The following is a 17,219-nucleotide window of genomic DNA, read 5'->3' as shown; positions in this document are numbered from 1 at the left end:
GAAAGTGGCCCCCTCCGGCGCGACTGCGCGCGCCACCTCCCCCGCTTCGCAGGGGAGGAGAAGAAAGGATTTTTTATGTTTGAGAAACTGAGTGGCCTTTTTGGGCGAGCGCAGAAGCAATCGGCGGCGGGGTCGGTGATCGCCATGAATGTGGTCGGAAAACCGGTATGGACACCGCGCAATTATCAGGCCCTGGCCAGTGAAGGTTTCGCCAAGAACGCTATCGCCTATCGCTGCGTGCGGATGATGGCTGAAGCCTGCGCGTCGGTGCCGCTACGCGTGGAATATGAGGGCCGGCGAGCGCCGGATCATCCGCTGCAAAAACTGATCGACCGGCCCAATCCGGAACAGGGCGGGGCCGACCTGCGCGAGGCGGTTTATGGCGGTTTACAGACGGCGGGCAATGCCTATGTCGAGGCGGCGTTTCTCGATGAGGATTTGCCGGCAGAACTGTGGAGCCTGCGGCCCGACCGGATGAAGGTGGTGCCGGGACGCTCAGGCTGGCCGGAAGCCTATGAGTACAGCACCGGCAGCGCGAAGACCGTGATCGGCCGCGACGGCGAGGGCTGGCTGAAGGTGCTGCACCTGAAGCTGTGGCATCCGCTCGATGACTGGTACGGGCTGTCTCCGCTCGAAGCGGCGGCGTTTTCGATCGACGTGCATAATGCCTCGGGGGCGTGGAACAAGGCGCTGCTCGATAATGCGGCGCGGCCTTCCGGGGCGCTGGTCTATGGCTCGAAAGCCTCCGAGCGTCTGACCGAGGACCAGTTTGCGCGGCTGAAGGATCAACTGGCTGACACCTATTCGGGCCAGGACAATGCCGGTCGGCCGCTATTGCTGGAAGGCGGTCTGGACTGGAAGCCGATGTCGCTGACACCGGCCGATATGGACTTCATTCAGGGCAAGAATGCCGCGGCGCGCGAGATCGCCCTGGCCTTCGGGGTGCCGGCGCAATTGCTGGGCATTCCGGGTGACAATTCCTACGCCAATTACAAGGAGGCCAATGCCGCCTTCTGGCGCAATGCGGTGCTGCCTCTGGCTGAGAAGACAACGCGATCCCTGAGCGCCTGGCTGGAGGTGAAGTTTCCGGGGACACGGATCGTCAATGATATCGAGGCGCTGCCGGCGCTTTCGGCCGAGCGTGATGCGTTGTGGACCAGGCTGGAGGCGGCGAGCTTCCTGACCGATGCGGAGCGGCGGCATCTGGCTGGCTTAAGCGAGGTGGAACGATGAATTTCTGGCAAGCGGTGCCGGTCGCGGCGGTTATCACGATCGTTATACAGACGGCGTTCGTCCTGCTGTGGGTCGGGCGGGCCGGGGCGCGGCTTGACATGATGGAACAACGGCTTGAGCAGCAGGCGGGTGTCAATGAACGCTTGGCGCGTCTGGAAGAACAGGCGTTCGCCCAGCGCGCCACGCTCGACCGGATCGAGACCAAATTGGCCAATCTTTAACTCAAAAGGCGAGTATTCATGACGCTCTTTATTGAAGGCTATGCCTCGCGCTTTGGCCTGCGTGATCTGAATGACGATGTGGTGGTGGCCGGCGCCTTCCGTGACACACTTGTAAGTACGGGGCCGAAGGGCGTGCGGATGCTTTATCAGCATCAGGTGAAGTCGCCGGTTGGGGTGTGGGATGAGATCCGCGAAGACGCCATCGGGCTTTATGTGCGCGGCCGGATTCTGGATTTGAATCCGGAGGCGCGGATGGTCGGATCGCTGGTCAAGACCGGGGTGATCGATGGGTTGTCGATTGGCTTTCGCGCGGTGAAAAGCCGGCGCGACAGCGGCAGTTTGCGGGTGCTGACGGCGGTCGAGCTTTGGGAAATTTCCATCGTGACGTTTCCAATGCTGCCGAGTGCGCGGATTACGTCGATGCGGGAGGAGAGCGTGGCGGCTTAAAGGGGTAAGTCCTGCCGTCTTTTGTTACCCCTCCGTCAGCGACACCGGCCCTAAAGGGCCTCGCGCTGCCACCTCCCCTCCAAGAGGGGAGGAGCGGAGGGCTGTGTTTTCAACTGGAGAAAATGGATGAAAGAAGTGAAACAGGCCGCGACCTCGCCGGAGGTCCGTGCGGCTTTGCATGAAGTGCTGGCCAATTTTGAAGCCTTCAAGGCGGCCAATGATCATCGGCTCGACGCCATCGAACACAAGCGCGGTGACGGCCTGCTGGAAGACAAGCTGGAGCGCATCGAAACGTCGTTGCAGGCCGCTGAGAGCCGTCTGCAGCGCCTGATGAGCCAGAAGTCGCGTCCGGCGATTGAAGAGGGTTCGCGTCTGGCGCAGCCGGATGAAGCCAAGGCGGCGTGGAATGGCTATCTGCGGTCTGGCCGTCTGGGGATCGAACTGAAGGCCGGTATTTCATCGGCCAGCGGTTCGGGCGTATTGGCGCCGACCGAGACGGAAACCTTTATCGATCGCCGCCTGGCTTTGGTGTCGCCGTTCCGGTCTCTGGCCAGCGTGCGCCAGATCGGTGCGGCGACCTTCAGGAAGCCGGTGACGACGGCTTCGGTGACCTCCGGCTGGGTGGCGGAAACCGCCGCGCGCCCGGAAACCAATCCGGCGACGCTCGACCTGATCACCTTCTCGGCCGGTGATCTCTATGCCTCGCCTTCTGCCACGCAGGATATTCTCGACGACGCCTATATCAATCTTGATGAATGGCTGGCGTCGGAGATCGAAGACAGCTTCGCCGCCCAGGAAACCACGGCTTTTGTCAGCGGTGACGGCTCGGCCAAGCCGAAGGGTTTCCTGAGCTACACCATCGCTGCCGAGGGTACAGCGACCTGGGGTCAGATCGGCTATGTCGCTTCGGGCGCCGCGGCGGACTTCGCCACGACCAACCCGACCGACGCGCTGATCAGCCTGATCTATGCGCCGAAATCGCAGTATCGCCCCGGCGCCAGCTTCGTCATGAACCGCCGCACGGCCGCGAAAATTCGTAAGTTCAAGGACGTCGACGGCAACTATATCTGGCAGCCGGCGATGACGGCGGGGCAACTGCCGCTGCTGCTCGGCTATCCGGTGAGCGAGATCGAGGACATGCCGGATGTGGCCGCCAATGCCTATGCGATTGCATTTGGTGACTTCGCCAAGGGGTATCTGATTGTCGATCGTGCCGGCATTTCGGTGCTGCGTGATCCGTATTCGGCCAAGCCCTATGTGCTGTTCTATACCACCAAGCGTGTGGGTGGTGGCGTGCAGAATTTTGATGCCATTAAACTTCTAAAAATCGCCGCGTCGTAGCCGGTCTCGCTGGGGTGGGCTGCAAACGCGTCATCTTCCTGCGCGCCCTTGCTCGTGTACGTTAGTACACGCCGCGGCGGGTGCTCGAAAGCTAACGGTTTTCGCCTCACCCCAGCGGCCCGGCTCTCGACGCTCGGCCTCCTGAGCCGGAAATAATCCCCGGTGTTTCGGGCCGATTTAGATTGGTCTCCGGATCAATATTTTCAAGGAAAATCAAATGGCTGAACCTGTCTCGCTTGATGAGGCCAAGCTCTTTTTGCGCGTGTCTCATGACGCCGAGGACACGCTGATTACGACTCTCATCGCCGCGGCGAAAACGCGGCTGGAGGGTGTGGTGAGTCTGACGCTCGATGATGCCTCGCCGGCGCCGCTGCGCTTGTGCCTGCTCTACCTGGTGGCGCAGGCCTATGCCAATCGCGGTGAGACGGCGACGGACCTGGAGGCGCTGGAGGCCTGGCTTTCGCCCTATCGTGAGGTGCGACTGTGAGAATTGTCGATTTGCAGACGCCGGCGCGGCTTTATGCCGTGACCGAAACCGAGAGTGTCTATGGCGGGCGGAGCTTTTCTTTTGCCGGCACGGACATCACCTGGGGCGATTTCAAACCGGACGCGCCGGTGGCGGAAACGACCACCGAGGGGGACGCTTTCGTGGTGCAGGCGGCCGATTTCATCTGCCGGTCTGCGGCGGGCATGGCGCGCGGCGGCCGGCTCAATCTCAAGGGTTTCGACTGGACGATCATCAGCCTTGATGAAGGCGCGGATGGCGCGGTGCGTGTGCGGTTGGAAAGGATTCACTTATGAGCGATCCGGTTCTCGATTTGCAGGCGGCGCTGCTGGTTTACCTGCGCGGGCAGGCGTCGCTGGCCGTCTGGCTGGGGACGCCGGCACGGGTTTACGATCAGCCGCCGGTGGAGGTGGTGTACCCGTATGTCACCTTCGGGCGGGTATCGACGCAATCGATCGGCGGTGTCGGCACGGAGGTGACTGAGCAGGTGTTGAACCTGATGTGCGTGTCGCGTTTCGGCGGGTCGGAAGAGGCCAAGGCCATCGCGGCGGAACTGCGGGTGCTGCTCGATGGCGCGGCGCTTGACCTGGCCGGGCTGGTCAGTCTGCGGGTCAGCTATGTCGATGTGTTTCGATCGGCGGACCAGCGGACGACTTATGCGCTGGTCAGGTTACGGGCCGTGTCTGAGCCGTTGTGAGCGGCTGCAAATGGCCGTCTCCCTGCGCGTCCTTGCTCGTGTACCAAAGTACACGTCGCAGCGGATGCTCGTGAGCCAATCATTTTCGCCGGCTCAAAACGGCTCAGTTTTTTAAATGAAGGAGGCCGTGATGGCTGTGCAAAAGGGCAGGGACATGCTGCTCAAGATTTCCGATGGCGAGGCGTTTGTGACCGTGGCGGGGCTGCGGGCGCGGACGGTATCGCTCAATGCCAAGACGGTGGATGTCACCGATTCCGGCTCCGGCGGCTGGCGTGAATTGATGGCAGGGGCCGGGGTGCGCTCGCTGTCGGTTTCGGGGGGCGGCGTCTTTCGGGATGCGGCATCGGATGCGCTGATGCGTGAGGCGTTTTTCGCGCAAAGCCAGGTCGATTGGCAGGTGATCGTGCCGGATTTCGGCGTGTTCGAGGGGCCGTTCCTGATCGTCGCGCTGGAATATGCCGGCCAGCATGATGGCGAGGCCAGTTTCGCCCTGACCCTGGCCTCGGCGGGGGAGGTCAGCTTTGCCGCTTTGTAATGTGGCCAGGGGCGAGGTGTCGGTGCCGGTGGGTGGAACTGACGTGCGTCTGTGCGTGACGCTGGGCGCGCTGGCCGCGCTGGAAGGCCATTTCGGCGTGGCCGGATTTGAGGCGTTGGGCGAGCGGCTGAAGGTTCTTGGGGCGGCGGATCTCATGGTCGTTTTAAAGGCGCTGGCGATGGATGAGGTGCCGGAGGGGGTTGGTTTTTCTGAGGCGATCCGAGCGGTGGTGAAGGCGTTCGAGGCGATGAATGGATAGAGCAGGGCGTGCGGCCTTTAACCCCACCCGGCGCTTCGCGCCACCCTCCCCTGAAATCAGGGGAGGGTCTCAAAAGGTCGACTGGGCGGCGTTGTTTCGGCATGGGGTGCTGGTGCTGGGTCTGGCGCCTGAGGCCTTTTGGCGACTGAGTTGGCGCGAATGGCAGATGCTGACTGCGGCGCCGGAAGTGGCGGTTATGAGCCGGCAGGCTATGGAGGATTTGATGCGGGAGTATCCGGATGAGTGATCCGTTTTCAGGCGGAGGATTGACAGGTCAGGCGAGCGAGAGCGCGGCGGCGCTCAAGGCGCTGGACGCCGCCGCGGCCGATAGCGCCGAGGCGATTGACCAGGCGTTTTCAAAAGCCGGCGACAGCCTGTCACGATCACTGGCGCGGGCCGCCTCCGATGGCAAGGTCAGTCTGAAGGAACTGGCCTCGGCGGTATTGGCCGCGGTCAATTCGGCGACGGGCGTGTCGTCATCTTCGGGCGGGCTATCGGATGTGCTTTCGCAGGCGTTTTCTGCGGCGACGTCATCTTTTTCGGGGGCGCGGGCGGAGGGTGGATTTGTCGGGGCCGGCGGCAGTTATCTCGTCGGGGAGCGCGGACCGGAGATGTTTCGGCCGGCGGTTTCGGGGAATGTTGAGCCGGGTGGTTCGTCGCCCAATGTCAATGTGACGGTGATGGTTTCGGGCGGGGCGCAGGCGCTGGTGCGATCGGAGGCCCAGGTGGCGACGGCCTTGCAGCGGGCCGCGCGGATGGGGGGTCGGTGATGGTGGTGAAGAGGCCCCCTCCGGCACGGACTTCGCCGTGCCACCTCCCCCGCTTTGCCAAGAGGCTCGCAAGGGAGGAGAGTATTCGATGATCAGTTTTCATGAGGTGCGGTTTCCGGCGCGGCTGGCCTTCGGGTCGGGATCGGGGATCGAGCGCAAGACCGAAATTGTGTCGCTGGCGTCGGGCTATGAGCGGCGGATCAGTCCGTGGGCGCTGGGGCGAAGGCGATATCTGATCGGGGCGGGCGTCAAGTCGCTGGTCGATTGCGGCGGAGTTGCTGAGCTTTTTCGAGGCGCGGGAAGGGCGGCTGTATGGCTTCCGTTTCAAGGATTTTGCCGACTTCAAAAGCTGCGCGCTGAATGTGGCGCCGGGGCCGGCGGATCAGGCGATCGGCACGGGCGATGGCGTGAACAAGGTGTTTTCGTTGTGCAAGGTCTATGGCGCGGTCGTTCGGCCGATTACCAAGCCGGTCAGCGGGACGGTGCGCGTGGCGGTCGGCGGTGTCGAGGTGAGCGGGTTTGCGGTTGATACGGCGACGGGTGAAGTGAGCCTGGCGACGGCCCCGGCGGCGGGTGTGGTTGTGAGCGCCGGCTTTGAATTCGATGCGCCGGTGCGGTTCGATTCCGAACGGATCGATCTGACGCTTGAAGGCGTAGATGCCGGTCGGCTGACGGCGGTGTCAATGGTCGAGATACGGGTTTGAGGAAGTAAGAAACTCCACCACCACTCCCCGGCAGAGCCGGGGAGGTACAAGATAAAGAGAATAACGTGCGGACAATTTCTGAGACTATGGCCTCTGCGCTGGCGCAGGGGGCGGCGAAGTTTTGCCATATCTGGCTGATCGAACGGCGCGATGGCGTGACACTTGGTTTTACCGATCATGACGAGGCGCTGGCCTTTTTAGGTGTGGCCTGTCAGGCGCAATCGGGCCTGACGGCTGGCGCAGCGGGACAGGATATCGGCGAGGTCGGAAACGCGGCCGTTTCCGGCGTGATTTCATCCGAGGCGATCCGTGCGGAAGATATTGCGGCAGGGCTATATGATGCAGCGACGGTGCAAACCTACATGGTCGATTGGACGGGGGCCTCGGACTATGTGCTGACCGGTGCAGGCACACTGGCGCGGCTGGAAAGTCGCGGCGGGGTGGCGGAAGGCGGGGCGTTTATCGCCCATGTCGAAGGACCGGCGGCGAAGCTCGATCGGGTGATCGGGCGGCGCTTCGGCTTTCTGTGTGACGCAGCATTGGGGGATGCGCGCTGCGGGCTGACCGGTCACTTGGCGGCGGGAACTTGCGACAAGCGGTTTAACACCTGTTTGAACACCTTCGGCAATGTGCTGAATTTTCGCGGCTTTCCCGATCTGCCGGGTGAGGATTTTCTGACGGTTTATCCGCGCAGTGGCGATGTGATGGACGGCGCCTCGCGGCGGCAGGGCGCCGGGCGATGATTATAGAGGAGGCGCGGATATGGATCGGCACGCCCTATCAGCATCAGGCCAGCCTCAAAGGCGTGGGCTGTGACTGCATCGGCCTGGTGCGCGGGGTGTGGCGGGCTTTGTATGGCGCGGAACCGTGCCACTTGCCGGCCTATAGTCCGGACTGGGCGGAGGTGGGCGGGGAGGATCGGTTGATCGCGGGGTTGGGTGCGCATTTTGAGCCGGTGGATGAGGCGCGGGCGGGGGATGTGTTGGTCTTTCGGATGAAGCCGGGCGCGGTGGCCAAGCATGTGGCCATTTTGAGCGCCGGCGAGGGGCTTGGTGATCCGGCGGCGAAGATCATCCACGCCTATTGGGGCCATGCGGTGGTCGAGAGTTGGTTGGGGCCGTTTTGGCGGAAGTGTGTGGTGGCGGGGTATCGGTTTCCTGAAATGCCCCCCTCCGTCGCCGACAAGCGGCGACACCTCCCCCGCTTCACAGGGGAGGAGAAAAAGTAAAGAAACCCCACCACCAACGCGCAAGGGCGCGTCGGTCCCATGGCTGGCGAACGACATGCGTTCGCCGACGCCAAACCCCGACAAGTTGGGGAGGTACAAGGAAAGGTAATTTATGGCGCAGGTGGTTTTGAGTGCGGTGGGGCAGGTTCTGGGTGGGCCGATCGGCGGGTGGATCGGGTCGCAGATCGGATCGGCGATCGACCGGACGGCGATTAATTCCTTGTCGCCCACGCGGCAGGTGGGAAGCCGGTTGACCGGCCTGCAACTGAGCGGGAGCGCCCAGGGTGATCCGGTCAAGCAGGTGTTTGGTAAGGCGCGGGTGGCCGGTACGATCATCTGGGCGGCGCGGCTGAAAGAGAACCGTTCGACGACCCGCGCCAGCAAGACATCGGGCAAGACGGAGAGCTTCAGCTATAGTCTGTCGTTCGCCGTCGGACTTTGCGAAGGGCCGATAGACGGCATCGGCCGCATCTGGGCCGACGGGCAATTGCTCGATCAGTCGGCGGTGGCCTATCGGCTTTATCGCGGCCAGGAAACGCAGGTTCCCGATGCGCTGATCGAAGCGGTGGAGGGCACCGCCCCGGCCTATCGTGGTCTGGCCTATCTGGTCTTTTAAGACCTGGATATCACCCAATTCGGCAATCGCCCGCCCAATCTGTCGGTCGAGGTGTTTCGCCGTCCGGCGGGGGATTACGCCGATCTGGAAACCCTGGTCGAGGGCGTGTGCCTGATCCCCGGCGCGGGGGAATTTATCTATGCGACGGAACCGAATGCGGTGCTGAGCGGCATGACGCGGGCCAGCTATGAAACGCAGCATTCAGGCGACGGACGGACGGATTTCGTCGTCTCGCTCGATCAGTTGCAGGCGCAATTACCCAATGTGACAACGGTCAATCTGGTGGTGAGTTGGTTCGGTTCCAGCCTGGATGCGGCGACCTGCACCATACGGCCCGGTGTCGAGGTGGCGGACAAGGTGACGACGCCGCTGGTCTGGCAAGTCGATGGCGTGGCGCGTGAGGATGCCTATGTCGTGTCACAGATTGAGGGACGTCCGGCCTATGGCGGCACGCCTTCGGATGCCGTGGTGATCGAGGCTGTTCAGGAACTGAAGATGCGCGGTTATTCGGTAACCCTGATCCCGTTTATCCTGATGGACTGCGCCGGCTATCCGTGGCGCGGGCGGATCACTTCGGCGGCGGATATGACGGCGGGGGCGGCCACGGCGGTCGGTGCGTTCATGGATGGGGCGTGGGGTTTTCGGCGGTTTGTCAGGCATGTGGCGGCGCTGGGTGCGGTGGCGGGCGGGGTTGATGGGATCGTGCTCGGCTCTGAACTGCGTGGACTGACGACGCTGAGAAGCGCTGCCAACACCTATCCGATGGTGACAGCCCTGCGCGGCCTGGCGGCGGAGGTGCGGGCGATTTTGCCAGCTGCGCAGATCGGTTATGGCGCCGATTGGAGCGAATATTTCGGTCATCAGCCGGCGGATGGCACCGGTCATGTCAGTTTCCATCTCGATCCGTTATGGGCCGACAGCAACATCGATTTTATCGGCATCGACTGGTACGCGCCGTTGACCGACTGGCGCGACGGGGAGGACCATCTCGACCGGGCGCTGGCGGAATCGATCTATGATGACGCCTATCTGCAAGGGCGAATTATAGCCGGCGAGGGTTACGACTGGTACTATGCCAGCCCGTCCGATCGTGATGCGCAGGTGCGTTCACCTATCAGTGACGGCGCCTATGGCGAGCCGTGGATTTACCGACCAAAGGATATCGTGTCGTGGTGGTCGAATGCGCACCATGACCGGCCGGATGGTGTGCGCTCGGCAGGGGCGACGGCGTGGGTGCCGCAATCAAAGCCGGTGCGGTTTATCGAAATCGGCTGCGGGGCGGTCGACAAGGGGCCAAATGCACCAAACCTGTTCCTCGATCCGAAAAGCTCGGAAAGCGCTGTGCCGCCGTATTCGAGCGGCGCGCGGGATGACCGGGCGCAGCGGGCCTATCTTGAGGCCTTCGCGCACTATTATGCGGCGCATAATCCGGTCTCGACCGTCTATGGTGGGCCGATGCTGGCCGATATGGCGGTGTGGGCTTACGATGCGCGGCCATACCCCTATTTTCCGCAGCGGTCGGACGTCTGGGGCGATACACTCAACTGGCGGACCGGCCACTGGCTGAATGGCCGGGTGGGGAGCGGAGATGCTCGCAACCTGATCGCCGATATCGCCGGCCAGGCGGGCGTGGATCAGCTCGATCTCGATGAGGTGACGGGCGCGATCGATGGTTATGTCATCGAGCAGCCAATGGCGGTGGCCGATGCCTTGTCGCCGGTGCTGTCTTATCTCGGTTTGAGCGTGGCGGAGCGCGGCGAGGGATTGCGACTGATCGGTTCGGCGCACGGCGTCGATACGGCGCTGGTGCGCGATGACCTGGCCTATGGCGAGCAAAGCCCGGTGATGGCGCGGCGCGACCTAGTGATGCCGCCGGCCAGCCTGACTCTGCGCTGCTATGATGTGGATCGGGATTATCAGTTGCTGGCGGTCAGTGTGCGCGGTGATGAGGGCGGTGCGTCGCAGGTGTCAGTCGATATGCCGCTGGTTTTGAGCGCCGCGCAGGCGATGGACTATGCCGGCTATGTGCTGCGGGCGGCGCAAGGGGTGAACCAGACCCTGACCTTGGATGTCGATCCGTTGCGCCTGCTCGAACTGGAGATCGGTGACGGGCTGAGTTTTGAGGGTGCGGACTGGCGGCTGGCCAGTATCGACCAGTCGGAAACACCGACGATTTCACTGAGTGCCGCGCCCGAAACGCGGGTGTTTGTCAGTGCTGATCCGTCGGCGGCGGGATCGGTGAGCGCGGTAGTGGCGGGCACGATTGTCACCGGCTTCCGTCTGCTGGAGTTACCATGTTTTGGAGCGGATGCACAGAATGTGCGGCCTGTTCTTGTACCATCGGCCGATCCGTGGGCGGGGGCGGATGTCTATGCCGGGGCGAGTGCGGCCAGTCTGCGTCAGCGCGGACGGGTCATCGAGGCGGCATCGGTGGGACGGGTGTTGACGGCGCTGCCGGTGCAGCGGAGGCATTATCTGCATCAAGAGGCGTCGCTGGATATCTATCTCGAAGGCGCGGCGCCGGTCAGCCGGTCAGAGGAAGAGGTTCTGACGGGTGAGAACTATATCTGCGTGCAGGCGGGGAACGGCGAGTGGGAGATCATCCAGTTTCTGACCGTGACGGCTTTGGGCGTCGATCAGTATCGTCTGAGTGGATTGATCCGGGGGCAGTGGGGATCGGAGCAGGCTTTGCTGGCGGGGATGAGCGTAGGCGCGGAAGTGGTGATGCTGCCGGGCGGTTTCGTGCGGGCGGATATGGCGCTTGATGAACTGGGACTGGCGCGGCTGTGGCGGACGGGACGGACCGGTTTTGGCGGTATGGCCGGTCAGGCGCTGGATGTGACGGCGACCTGGACGGGGCTGGCCTTGCGGCCGAGGACGCCGGTTTACGGGCGTGTATTGGGGGATACGGTCAGTTGGCTGAGGTCGCCCAGATACGGCGGCGATAGCTGGGAGGCTGAGCCGCCTTTGTGCGAAGACTATGAACTGTACCGTGTGCAGGTGTTTGATGGGGAGGCAGTGGTGCGTACGGTTGAGGTGAGCGCGACGGAGTGGGTTTATGCCGAGCGCGCGGCGGATTTTCCGGGTGGGTTCGGCGCGGATGCGCGGGTGGAGATTGCGCAGAAGTCGCAGGTCTATGGGTATGGGCCGGTGTTGAGTTTGGCATTGGCGTAGCGCCCCTCCGTCGGCTTCGCCGCCACCTCCCCATTTTAGAAATGGGGAGGAGAAGAAGTTTCCAAAATTCATTCATTGAATTTTGGCAAGCGCGACTGCGCGCCCGAGCCGTTGCGAGGCTCTTCGCGGCGCTTGCGCCGCCACTAAAGACTCAAGAGGCAAGCGTGGCCTAAGCCACGCTTGCCTCTTGAAACGATAGGGGCTAGGACACACCTCTTGGTTTTGGAGGTATGTGTTACAGTGACAGGTGATCCCTATTCTGAATTGGGCCTGAAAAAAGGCGCCAGCGATACGGAGATTCAGAAGGCCTTTCGCAAACTGGCCAAGCAACTGCATCCCGATACCAACCGCGACAACAAGGTGGCCGAGGAGCGTTTCAAGCGCGTGACGGCCGCCTATGATTTCCTGAAAGACGCCGACAAGCGCAAGAAATTCGACCGGGGTGAAATCGACGCCGATGGCCGTGAGATTTTCCGGGGCTTCGGCGGCGCCAATGGACCCGGCGGTCGCGCCGGCGGTTCGCCGTTTGGCGCCGGCGGCGGGCGCAGCACGCAGTTCGAGGGCATGGATATCGACGACATCATGGGCATGTTCGGCGGTGGTGGCCGGGGTGGCAGCCCCTTCGGGGGTTTTGGCGGGCAGCGCGAACAGGCGCCGGTCAAGGGCAATGACATCAAGATCAGGCTCGATATCGACCTGCTCGATACCATCGTCGGCAATACGCGGCGGGTGCTGCTTTCCGATGGCCGCACGGTCGATGTCAATATCCCCAAGGGCAGCCGCGACGGCCAGACCCTGCGTCTGAAAGGCCAGGGGGCGGCTTCGCCGACCGGGCGTGGTCCTCACGGCGATGCGCTGGTGGAACTGCGGCTCAAGGCGCATCCGATCTTCCGTATGGACGGCAACGACCTGCATATGGACCTGTTCGTTTCGCTGCCGGACGCGCTCCTGGGCGGCAAGGTGCAGGCGCCGACGCCCGACGGGCCGGTCAGCGTCAATCTCGCCAAAGGGTCGAATTCGGGGGCGATTCTGCGCCTGAAAGGGCGTGGGGCATTCGATTCCAAAGACGGAACGCGCGGGGATCTGTTCGCGCATGTCGTCCTGGCCATGCCTGACAAGGGGCTGGACGGAATGCCGGAAGACCTGCGCGGTGCGTTCGTCAGCCTGCTTGAGCAGTGGCGCGAAAAGGCCGGTTATACACCAAATGTTACCGCCAGGCGCAAATAGGCGTTAAAATAAAATCTCTTCCCTGACGGGCCTGTTCAGATAAGGTTCAGGTCTGCTTGTCTATAAACGATGTCATGAAACAGATTTGGCCCCTTCTTAGTCTTGTGCTGATCGCCGCACCCCTGGCCGCGCCTGGGGTTGCGGCGGCGGAAGCTCCGACTCTGCGTGGCGGGCTGGGCGAAGCCGTGATGGTCCTGGCGGCCAACAAGGATCGTGATGACCGCCGGAACAGTGGCGGTAATCGCCAGCGCGGCAATGACGACCGCCGGAACGAGGACCGCCAGAATAACGATCGCCAATCCAGGGATCGCCAGCCGGATGCGCAACGCTTCGATCGCGGCAATGGCGGGCAGCTTCAGAATCGTGACGACCGCATCAATCGCGCCATGTCAGTGGCCGGGCGGCGCGGACGGGTGCTTGACGCCGGCCCGCAAGGCGGTTCAGTCTTCTGGGTGCGCGTGGCGACCGACCACGGGCGAGTCGACCTGCTGGTCGACGCCGATACCGGCCGTATCATTGGAGAACGTTAGTTGAGAATTTTACTTGCCGAAGACGATCCCGATCTGTCGCGCCAGTTGAAGGCTTCGCTTTCGGATGCCGGCTATGTGGTCGATCACGCGCCCGACGGCGAAGAGGCGCATTTCCTTGGCGATACCGAACCCTATGATGCGGTTATTCTCGATCTCGGCCTGCCGAAGATCGACGGTGTATCCGTGCTGGAAAAATGGCGGCGCGCCGGCAAGAGCACGCCGGTACTGATCCTGACGGCGCGCGGCGCCTGGAACGACAAGGTTGCAGGCTTTGATGCCGGCGCCGATGATTATCTGACCAAGCCCTTTCATACTGAGGAACTGCTGGCCCGTTTGCGCGCCCTGGTGCGCCGCGCCGCCGGTCATGCCCAGCCGATGCTGGTGTGCGGCGGGGTGCGGCTTGATCCCAGGGCGGCGCGGGCATCGGTCAATGGCGAACCCTTGCGCCTGACCTCGCTGGAATATCGCCTGCTGCATTATCTGATGATGCACCAGGCGCGGGTCATTTCGCGCACCGAACTGGTCGAGCATCTCTACGATCAGGATTTCGACCGCGATTCCAATACGATTGAGGTTTTCATGGGCCGTCTGCGCAAGAAGATCGGCACCGACCGGATCGAAACCGTGCGCGGGCTGGGCTATCGCCTCAAGCCGCTGCATGACGAGATCAGCGATCTGTGAGCGACTTGGCCGTGCATTTGACGGAAAGCGTCTTACGCTATTGTACGGAAGTAAGACAGAAACCCCACCCCCACATCTCAGCCGCTTCGCGCCTTCGTGCGGTCCCATGGCTTGGAGCCTTCCGATGACCGATGATGGCGCGGTCCCGATTGTTCGCGCCGTTGCCAGGCTTTGGCGGCGTATGACGCGTAAGAATTCGCTGGTGGGTCGGTTGATCCGGCTGGCGAGCGTGTGGTTTATCTGCTCGCTGGTCATCACCGGCGTCGCCTTGACGGCTTATTTCCATCAGACGGCCCTGCATCGCTTCCAACTCAATGTCGGGCAGATCGCCGATAATCTCTACGCCGATACTGATATCGGCAGCGACGGCAAGATCGTCACGCCGGCCTTTTCTGATACCCGCACCATTCGTGTGTATTCCGGTCTTTACTGGCAGATCAGCGAGATCGACAGCAAGGGCGCGATAATCGACCAGGCGCGGTCGCGCTCATTGTGGAGTGAACGGATTGCCGTGCCGTCTAAAAGTCTGGCGGAGGCTAAAAGCCGCTCAGGCGAGGTCGTCTTTTACGACAGTATGGGGCCGAACAAGGCGCCGTTGCGCGTAGCGGCGATCTATTCGATGATCGATGGCCGCGCCTTCGTCTTTTTGTCGGCGGAGGATCGCGCCTCAATGGACAAGGACGTGCGGCGGTTTGCGCTGATTACGGCGGCCGCGCTGTTCGTACTGGCGTTGGGGTCGCTGGTCGCTATCTTTATTCAGGTCCGGGTGGGCTTGCGGCCGCTGTTCGACCTGACCGGCGAGATCGCCAATGTGCAGGGCGGCAAGCAGCAGCGCCTGACCAAGACCTATCCGGCGGAAATCACCCCGGTGGCGACGCAGCTCAATGCCTTTCTCGACTATTCGCAGGAGGTGGTGGAGCGCCAGCGGATGCACGTCGGCAATCTGGCCCATGCGCTCAAGACGCCGCTTTCGGTGCTGATGGCGACGGCCGGCGAGGCGGAGGGCGTATTGCCGGAAACCATGCGCAAACAGGCCGAAACCATGCGGGCGCAGGTCGATCACCATCTGCGCCGGGCGCGGGCGGCGGCGCGGTCGCAGGCCATGGGCGAACGGACCCCGGTTGAGCCGGTATTCGATGAACTGGCGGTGATGCTGGAGCAGGTGTTTCACGACAAGGGCGTAGTGATAGACTGGCGGGCGCCGGAAGACCTGGCGTTTCGCGGGGAAAAGCAGGATTTGCAGGAGATTGCCGGCAATCTGCTGGAAAACGCCTGCATCTGGTGCAAACGCAAGGTACGGATCACCGCCGAATTCGTAACCGCCGATCAGACCATGAACCTGGCCATAGAGGACGACGGGCCAGGGCTGGATGCGGCGCGGTTCGATGAGGTGCTGAAACGCGGCGCCCGGCTGGATGAAAGCGTACCGGGGTCAGGCCTCGGCCTGTCCATTGTCGATGAACTGGTGCGCGCCTATGGCGGACAGTTGCAGTTTGAGCGCTCGCTTTGGGGTGGTTTGAAGGTGGTGACGAAACTGCCGGCGAACCTGGCGGAATAGCAGGGTGCAGAAATACCCGTCAGACAAAATTAACCGGATCGTCACTATGATGCGCCTTTCCGAAAGCGTTGCAGCGTAAGGATTTTCCTGGTTTGATGAGCGTGATAGCCGAAAAGCGTATGAATATGCTCAAAGGTCTGGTTCGCACCCTGCCGCCGGCCTCTTTGCGTTCGCTTGAAATGGCGCTCGGCCTGACCAGTGACACGAAGATGGTCGAGGTCCGCGACCTGATCACCGCCGAGATCGAATTTCGCCATGTGCGTGAGGCGGTGTTCGCGCCATACATGCCGCTTTTTCAGCCGCGTGCTGATGGCCTGGCCGGTGTGACATTCGCACCGTGGATCATCAATGCGCTGTGGTCGGCGCTGGAAACAAGCGAACCCGATCTTCATGCCCAGGCGCAGTTCGCCTTGCGCAGCCTGCGCACGGAAGACCCGACGCCGGTGGTCTTTTTCCGGCTGGTGACGGCCGCCGCGCATATCTGCAATGCCGCGCCCGAAGTGATTTTGCCCCCTCATGCCAGCGCGGCTGACCGCGCGGCGGTGGCCGAGTTCGGGCGCTATCTCGATCTGCACCGGCTGGCGCGGCAGGTTCTGGTGCGGCTCAGTGATTTCATGGGGCGGATCGACGCCGACAAGGCCGCCGCCCTGCGGGTTCTTTTCAACGATGCCAGCGACCTCGATATAAAAGGTGGCACACGCCTTTTGGAGATTGTTTTCGCCAACCTGGATGACGGATCGCAGATCATCAAATTCGTCGCCATTGTTTCCGACCGGCCCAATGATCGCTTCCTGGCGATGTCGGAACTGGCGGATTTCGGTACGCGCATCCTTGATCGGATCGAAGCGGGCCTGAGGGAACTCAAGGCTCTCATGGGCGGCAAGGGCCAGGTTTGTGACGATCTGGATACGGCCGGGGATCGGGTCGCGCAGTGCCTCAGCCAGTTGCAGGCCTTCGGTCAATATATCGAACTGGCGCGCGAAGGACCTTGGGCCAGGCGGGTCAGTGAGGCGCAGCAGGCGATCGCCAGTCTGGTCGAACACCAGTTCAACACCGTGGAAAAAGCGCTGGAAGGCGTTATGCCGATGCGCGTCGAGCGTGTGTATGGCCGGGTGAAGAAGGAAGTGCCGGATTACGCCCGCGTACCTTCGGAGGACATCCTGGCCAGGGCGGGGGGCGCACTGCTGTTTATCCGCAAGGTGCGGCCTATCGCCATGTCGGGCGGATTCGCCGCTCTGCACGCCAGGACCGCCGAGGCCTGCGAACTGATGCTCGATGCCTATTTCAGCGAATTGCTGGCCCTGGCCAATGGGGAGGAACCGTTTGACGCCGGGCAATTGCTGGGCGGCTTCGAGCGGATCACCGACCTGATGGAAGCTTTGTGCGGTGAGGAGAAGGGGCAACTGGCGCGCCGCCGTGTCGCATCGTCGGATTTGATGAACCCGTCGAAATCCGTGGCGTGATGTGCGGGAAACTTTGAGAGGGATTTTACC

General features: G+C 62.5%; 21 protein-coding genes and 1 pseudogene. All 22 read left to right on the top strand.

What is annotated here, in order from left to right; genetic code table 11:
* Positions 1-75 precede the first annotated feature (75 nt).
* The 22 genes and pseudogenes from VL130_RS01210 to VL130_RS01105 all read left to right on the top strand — a co-directional run bounded on the left by VL130_RS01210 (position 76) and on the right by VL130_RS01105 (position 17,189).
* Positions 76-1,233 carry a phage portal protein gene (locus VL130_RS01210; RefSeq protein WP_325360255.1) on the top strand — a complete coding sequence of 386 codons (1,158 nt, stop codon included), beginning with the start codon at positions 76-78 and terminating at the stop codon, positions 1,231-1,233.
* Positions 1,230-1,454, top strand: coding sequence for a hypothetical protein (locus VL130_RS01205; RefSeq protein ID WP_325360253.1), 225 nt, complete (start codon positions 1,230-1,232; stop codon positions 1,452-1,454). The genes VL130_RS01210 and VL130_RS01205 overlap by 4 nt, the downstream gene beginning before the upstream one ends.
* An 18-nt stretch (positions 1,455-1,472) precedes the next feature.
* Entirely contained in the window at positions 1,473-1,901 is a 429-nt protein-coding gene (locus tag VL130_RS01200) for an HK97 family phage prohead protease (RefSeq protein WP_325360251.1), read from the top strand.
* Between the two features lie 126 nt (positions 1,902-2,027).
* Entirely contained in the window at positions 2,028-3,242 is a 1,215-nt protein-coding gene (locus VL130_RS01195) for a phage major capsid protein (RefSeq protein ID WP_325360249.1), read from the top strand.
* 217 nt (positions 3,243-3,459) lie between these two features.
* Positions 3,460-3,729, top strand: a complete 270-nt coding sequence (locus tag VL130_RS01190; protein WP_325360247.1) for a head-tail connector protein — start codon at positions 3,460-3,462, stop codon at positions 3,727-3,729.
* Positions 3,726-4,043 carry a hypothetical protein gene (locus tag VL130_RS01185; protein WP_325360245.1) on the top strand — a complete coding sequence of 106 codons (318 nt, stop codon included), beginning with the start codon at positions 3,726-3,728 and terminating at the stop codon, positions 4,041-4,043. The genes VL130_RS01190 and VL130_RS01185 overlap by 4 nt, the downstream gene beginning before the upstream one ends.
* Positions 4,040-4,444 (top strand): DUF3168 domain-containing protein, encoded by a 405-nt coding sequence (locus VL130_RS01180; RefSeq protein WP_325360243.1) that lies wholly within the window; start codon positions 4,040-4,042, stop codon positions 4,442-4,444. The genes VL130_RS01185 and VL130_RS01180 overlap by 4 nt, the downstream gene beginning before the upstream one ends.
* Positions 4,445-4,574: 130 nt before the next feature.
* Positions 4,575-4,979, top strand: coding sequence for a phage major tail protein, TP901-1 family (locus tag VL130_RS01175; protein ID WP_325360241.1), 405 nt, complete (start codon positions 4,575-4,577; stop codon positions 4,977-4,979).
* Positions 4,966-5,238 (top strand): GTA-gp10 family protein, encoded by a 273-nt coding sequence (locus VL130_RS01170; RefSeq protein WP_325360238.1) that lies wholly within the window; start codon positions 4,966-4,968, stop codon positions 5,236-5,238. The genes VL130_RS01175 and VL130_RS01170 overlap by 14 nt, the downstream gene beginning before the upstream one ends.
* Positions 5,231-5,485 carry a rcc01693 family protein gene (locus tag VL130_RS01165; protein WP_325360235.1) on the top strand — a complete coding sequence of 85 codons (255 nt, stop codon included), beginning with the start codon at positions 5,231-5,233 and terminating at the stop codon, positions 5,483-5,485. The genes VL130_RS01170 and VL130_RS01165 overlap by 8 nt, the downstream gene beginning before the upstream one ends.
* Entirely contained in the window at positions 5,478-6,008 is a 531-nt protein-coding gene (locus tag VL130_RS01160) for a phage tail tape measure C-terminal domain-containing protein (protein WP_325360233.1), read from the top strand. The genes VL130_RS01165 and VL130_RS01160 overlap by 8 nt, the downstream gene beginning before the upstream one ends.
* An 88-nt stretch (positions 6,009-6,096) precedes the next feature.
* Positions 6,097-6,240 (top strand): annotated as a pseudogene (locus VL130_RS01155) (DUF2460 domain-containing protein); the annotation flags it as partial.
* Between the two features lie 43 nt (positions 6,241-6,283).
* Complete coding sequence (locus VL130_RS01150) at positions 6,284-6,712, top strand: DUF2460 domain-containing protein (RefSeq protein WP_325360231.1); 429 nt, start codon at positions 6,284-6,286, stop codon at positions 6,710-6,712.
* A 65-nt stretch (positions 6,713-6,777) separates the two neighbouring features.
* The gene (locus VL130_RS01145; RefSeq protein ID WP_325360229.1) at positions 6,778-7,455 is read left to right on the top strand and encodes a DUF2163 domain-containing protein; all 678 of its coding nucleotides are present in this window, start codon (positions 6,778-6,780) and stop codon (positions 7,453-7,455) included.
* Positions 7,452-7,940, top strand: a complete 489-nt coding sequence (locus VL130_RS01140) for an NlpC/P60 family protein (RefSeq protein ID WP_325360227.1) — start codon at positions 7,452-7,454, stop codon at positions 7,938-7,940. The genes VL130_RS01145 and VL130_RS01140 overlap by 4 nt, the downstream gene beginning before the upstream one ends.
* 112 nt (positions 7,941-8,052) lie before the next feature.
* Positions 8,053-8,556, top strand: coding sequence for a hypothetical protein (locus tag VL130_RS01135; protein ID WP_325360225.1), 504 nt, complete (start codon positions 8,053-8,055; stop codon positions 8,554-8,556).
* 3 nt (positions 8,557-8,559) lie between these two features.
* Positions 8,560-11,730, top strand: a complete 3,171-nt coding sequence (locus tag VL130_RS01130) for a baseplate multidomain protein megatron (RefSeq protein WP_414636194.1) — start codon at positions 8,560-8,562, stop codon at positions 11,728-11,730.
* A 240-nt stretch (positions 11,731-11,970) separates the two neighbouring features.
* The gene (locus VL130_RS01125; protein ID WP_325360221.1) at positions 11,971-12,957 is read left to right on the top strand and encodes a DnaJ C-terminal domain-containing protein; all 987 of its coding nucleotides are present in this window, start codon (positions 11,971-11,973) and stop codon (positions 12,955-12,957) included.
* 74 nt (positions 12,958-13,031) lie between these two features.
* A complete protein-coding gene (locus VL130_RS01120; protein WP_325360218.1) occupies positions 13,032-13,487 on the top strand; it encodes a hypothetical protein in 456 nt (151 codons plus the stop codon).
* Entirely contained in the window at positions 13,488-14,168 is a 681-nt protein-coding gene (locus VL130_RS01115) for a response regulator transcription factor (protein ID WP_325360216.1), read from the top strand. It begins immediately after the preceding gene.
* A gap of 181 nt (positions 14,169-14,349) precedes the next feature.
* The gene (locus VL130_RS01110; protein WP_325360214.1) at positions 14,350-15,726 is read left to right on the top strand and encodes a sensor histidine kinase; all 1,377 of its coding nucleotides are present in this window, start codon (positions 14,350-14,352) and stop codon (positions 15,724-15,726) included.
* Between the two features lie 119 nt (positions 15,727-15,845).
* A complete protein-coding gene (locus VL130_RS01105) occupies positions 15,846-17,189 on the top strand; it encodes a hypothetical protein (protein WP_325360212.1) in 1,344 nt (447 codons plus the stop codon).
* Positions 17,190-17,219 lie beyond the last annotated feature (30 nt).

The sequence above is a fragment of the Asticcacaulis sp. genome (assembly GCF_035497195.1).
In the GTDB taxonomy this organism is placed as follows: domain Bacteria; phylum Pseudomonadota; class Alphaproteobacteria; order Caulobacterales; family Caulobacteraceae; genus Asticcacaulis.
Note: the sequence above shows the minus strand (reverse complement) of the source record. Positions and strands in the feature narration are given on the sequence as shown.

Coding starts and splice junctions, on each gene's coding strand:
- VL130_RS01210 (WP_325360255.1), top strand. CDS start 76: ATGTTTGAGAAACTGAGTGGCCTTTTTGGGCGAGCGCAGAAGCAATCG.
- VL130_RS01205 (WP_325360253.1), top strand. CDS start 1,230: ATGAATTTCTGGCAAGCGGTGCCGGTCGCGGCGGTTATCACGATCGTT.
- VL130_RS01200 (WP_325360251.1), top strand. CDS start 1,473: ATGACGCTCTTTATTGAAGGCTATGCCTCGCGCTTTGGCCTGCGTGAT.
- VL130_RS01195 (WP_325360249.1), top strand. CDS start 2,028: ATGAAAGAAGTGAAACAGGCCGCGACCTCGCCGGAGGTCCGTGCGGCT.
- VL130_RS01190 (WP_325360247.1), top strand. CDS start 3,460: ATGGCTGAACCTGTCTCGCTTGATGAGGCCAAGCTCTTTTTGCGCGTG.
- VL130_RS01180 (WP_325360243.1), top strand. CDS start 4,040: ATGAGCGATCCGGTTCTCGATTTGCAGGCGGCGCTGCTGGTTTACCTG.
- VL130_RS01175 (WP_325360241.1), top strand. CDS start 4,575: ATGGCTGTGCAAAAGGGCAGGGACATGCTGCTCAAGATTTCCGATGGC.
- VL130_RS01165 (WP_325360235.1), top strand. CDS start 5,231: ATGGATAGAGCAGGGCGTGCGGCCTTTAACCCCACCCGGCGCTTCGCG.
- VL130_RS01160 (WP_325360233.1), top strand. CDS start 5,478: ATGAGTGATCCGTTTTCAGGCGGAGGATTGACAGGTCAGGCGAGCGAG.
- VL130_RS01140 (WP_325360227.1), top strand. CDS start 7,452: ATGATTATAGAGGAGGCGCGGATATGGATCGGCACGCCCTATCAGCAT.
- VL130_RS01135 (WP_325360225.1), top strand. CDS start 8,053: ATGGCGCAGGTGGTTTTGAGTGCGGTGGGGCAGGTTCTGGGTGGGCCG.
- VL130_RS01120 (WP_325360218.1), top strand. CDS start 13,032: ATGAAACAGATTTGGCCCCTTCTTAGTCTTGTGCTGATCGCCGCACCC.
- VL130_RS01110 (WP_325360214.1), top strand. CDS start 14,350: ATGACGCGTAAGAATTCGCTGGTGGGTCGGTTGATCCGGCTGGCGAGC.
- VL130_RS01105 (WP_325360212.1), top strand. CDS start 15,846: ATGAATATGCTCAAAGGTCTGGTTCGCACCCTGCCGCCGGCCTCTTTG.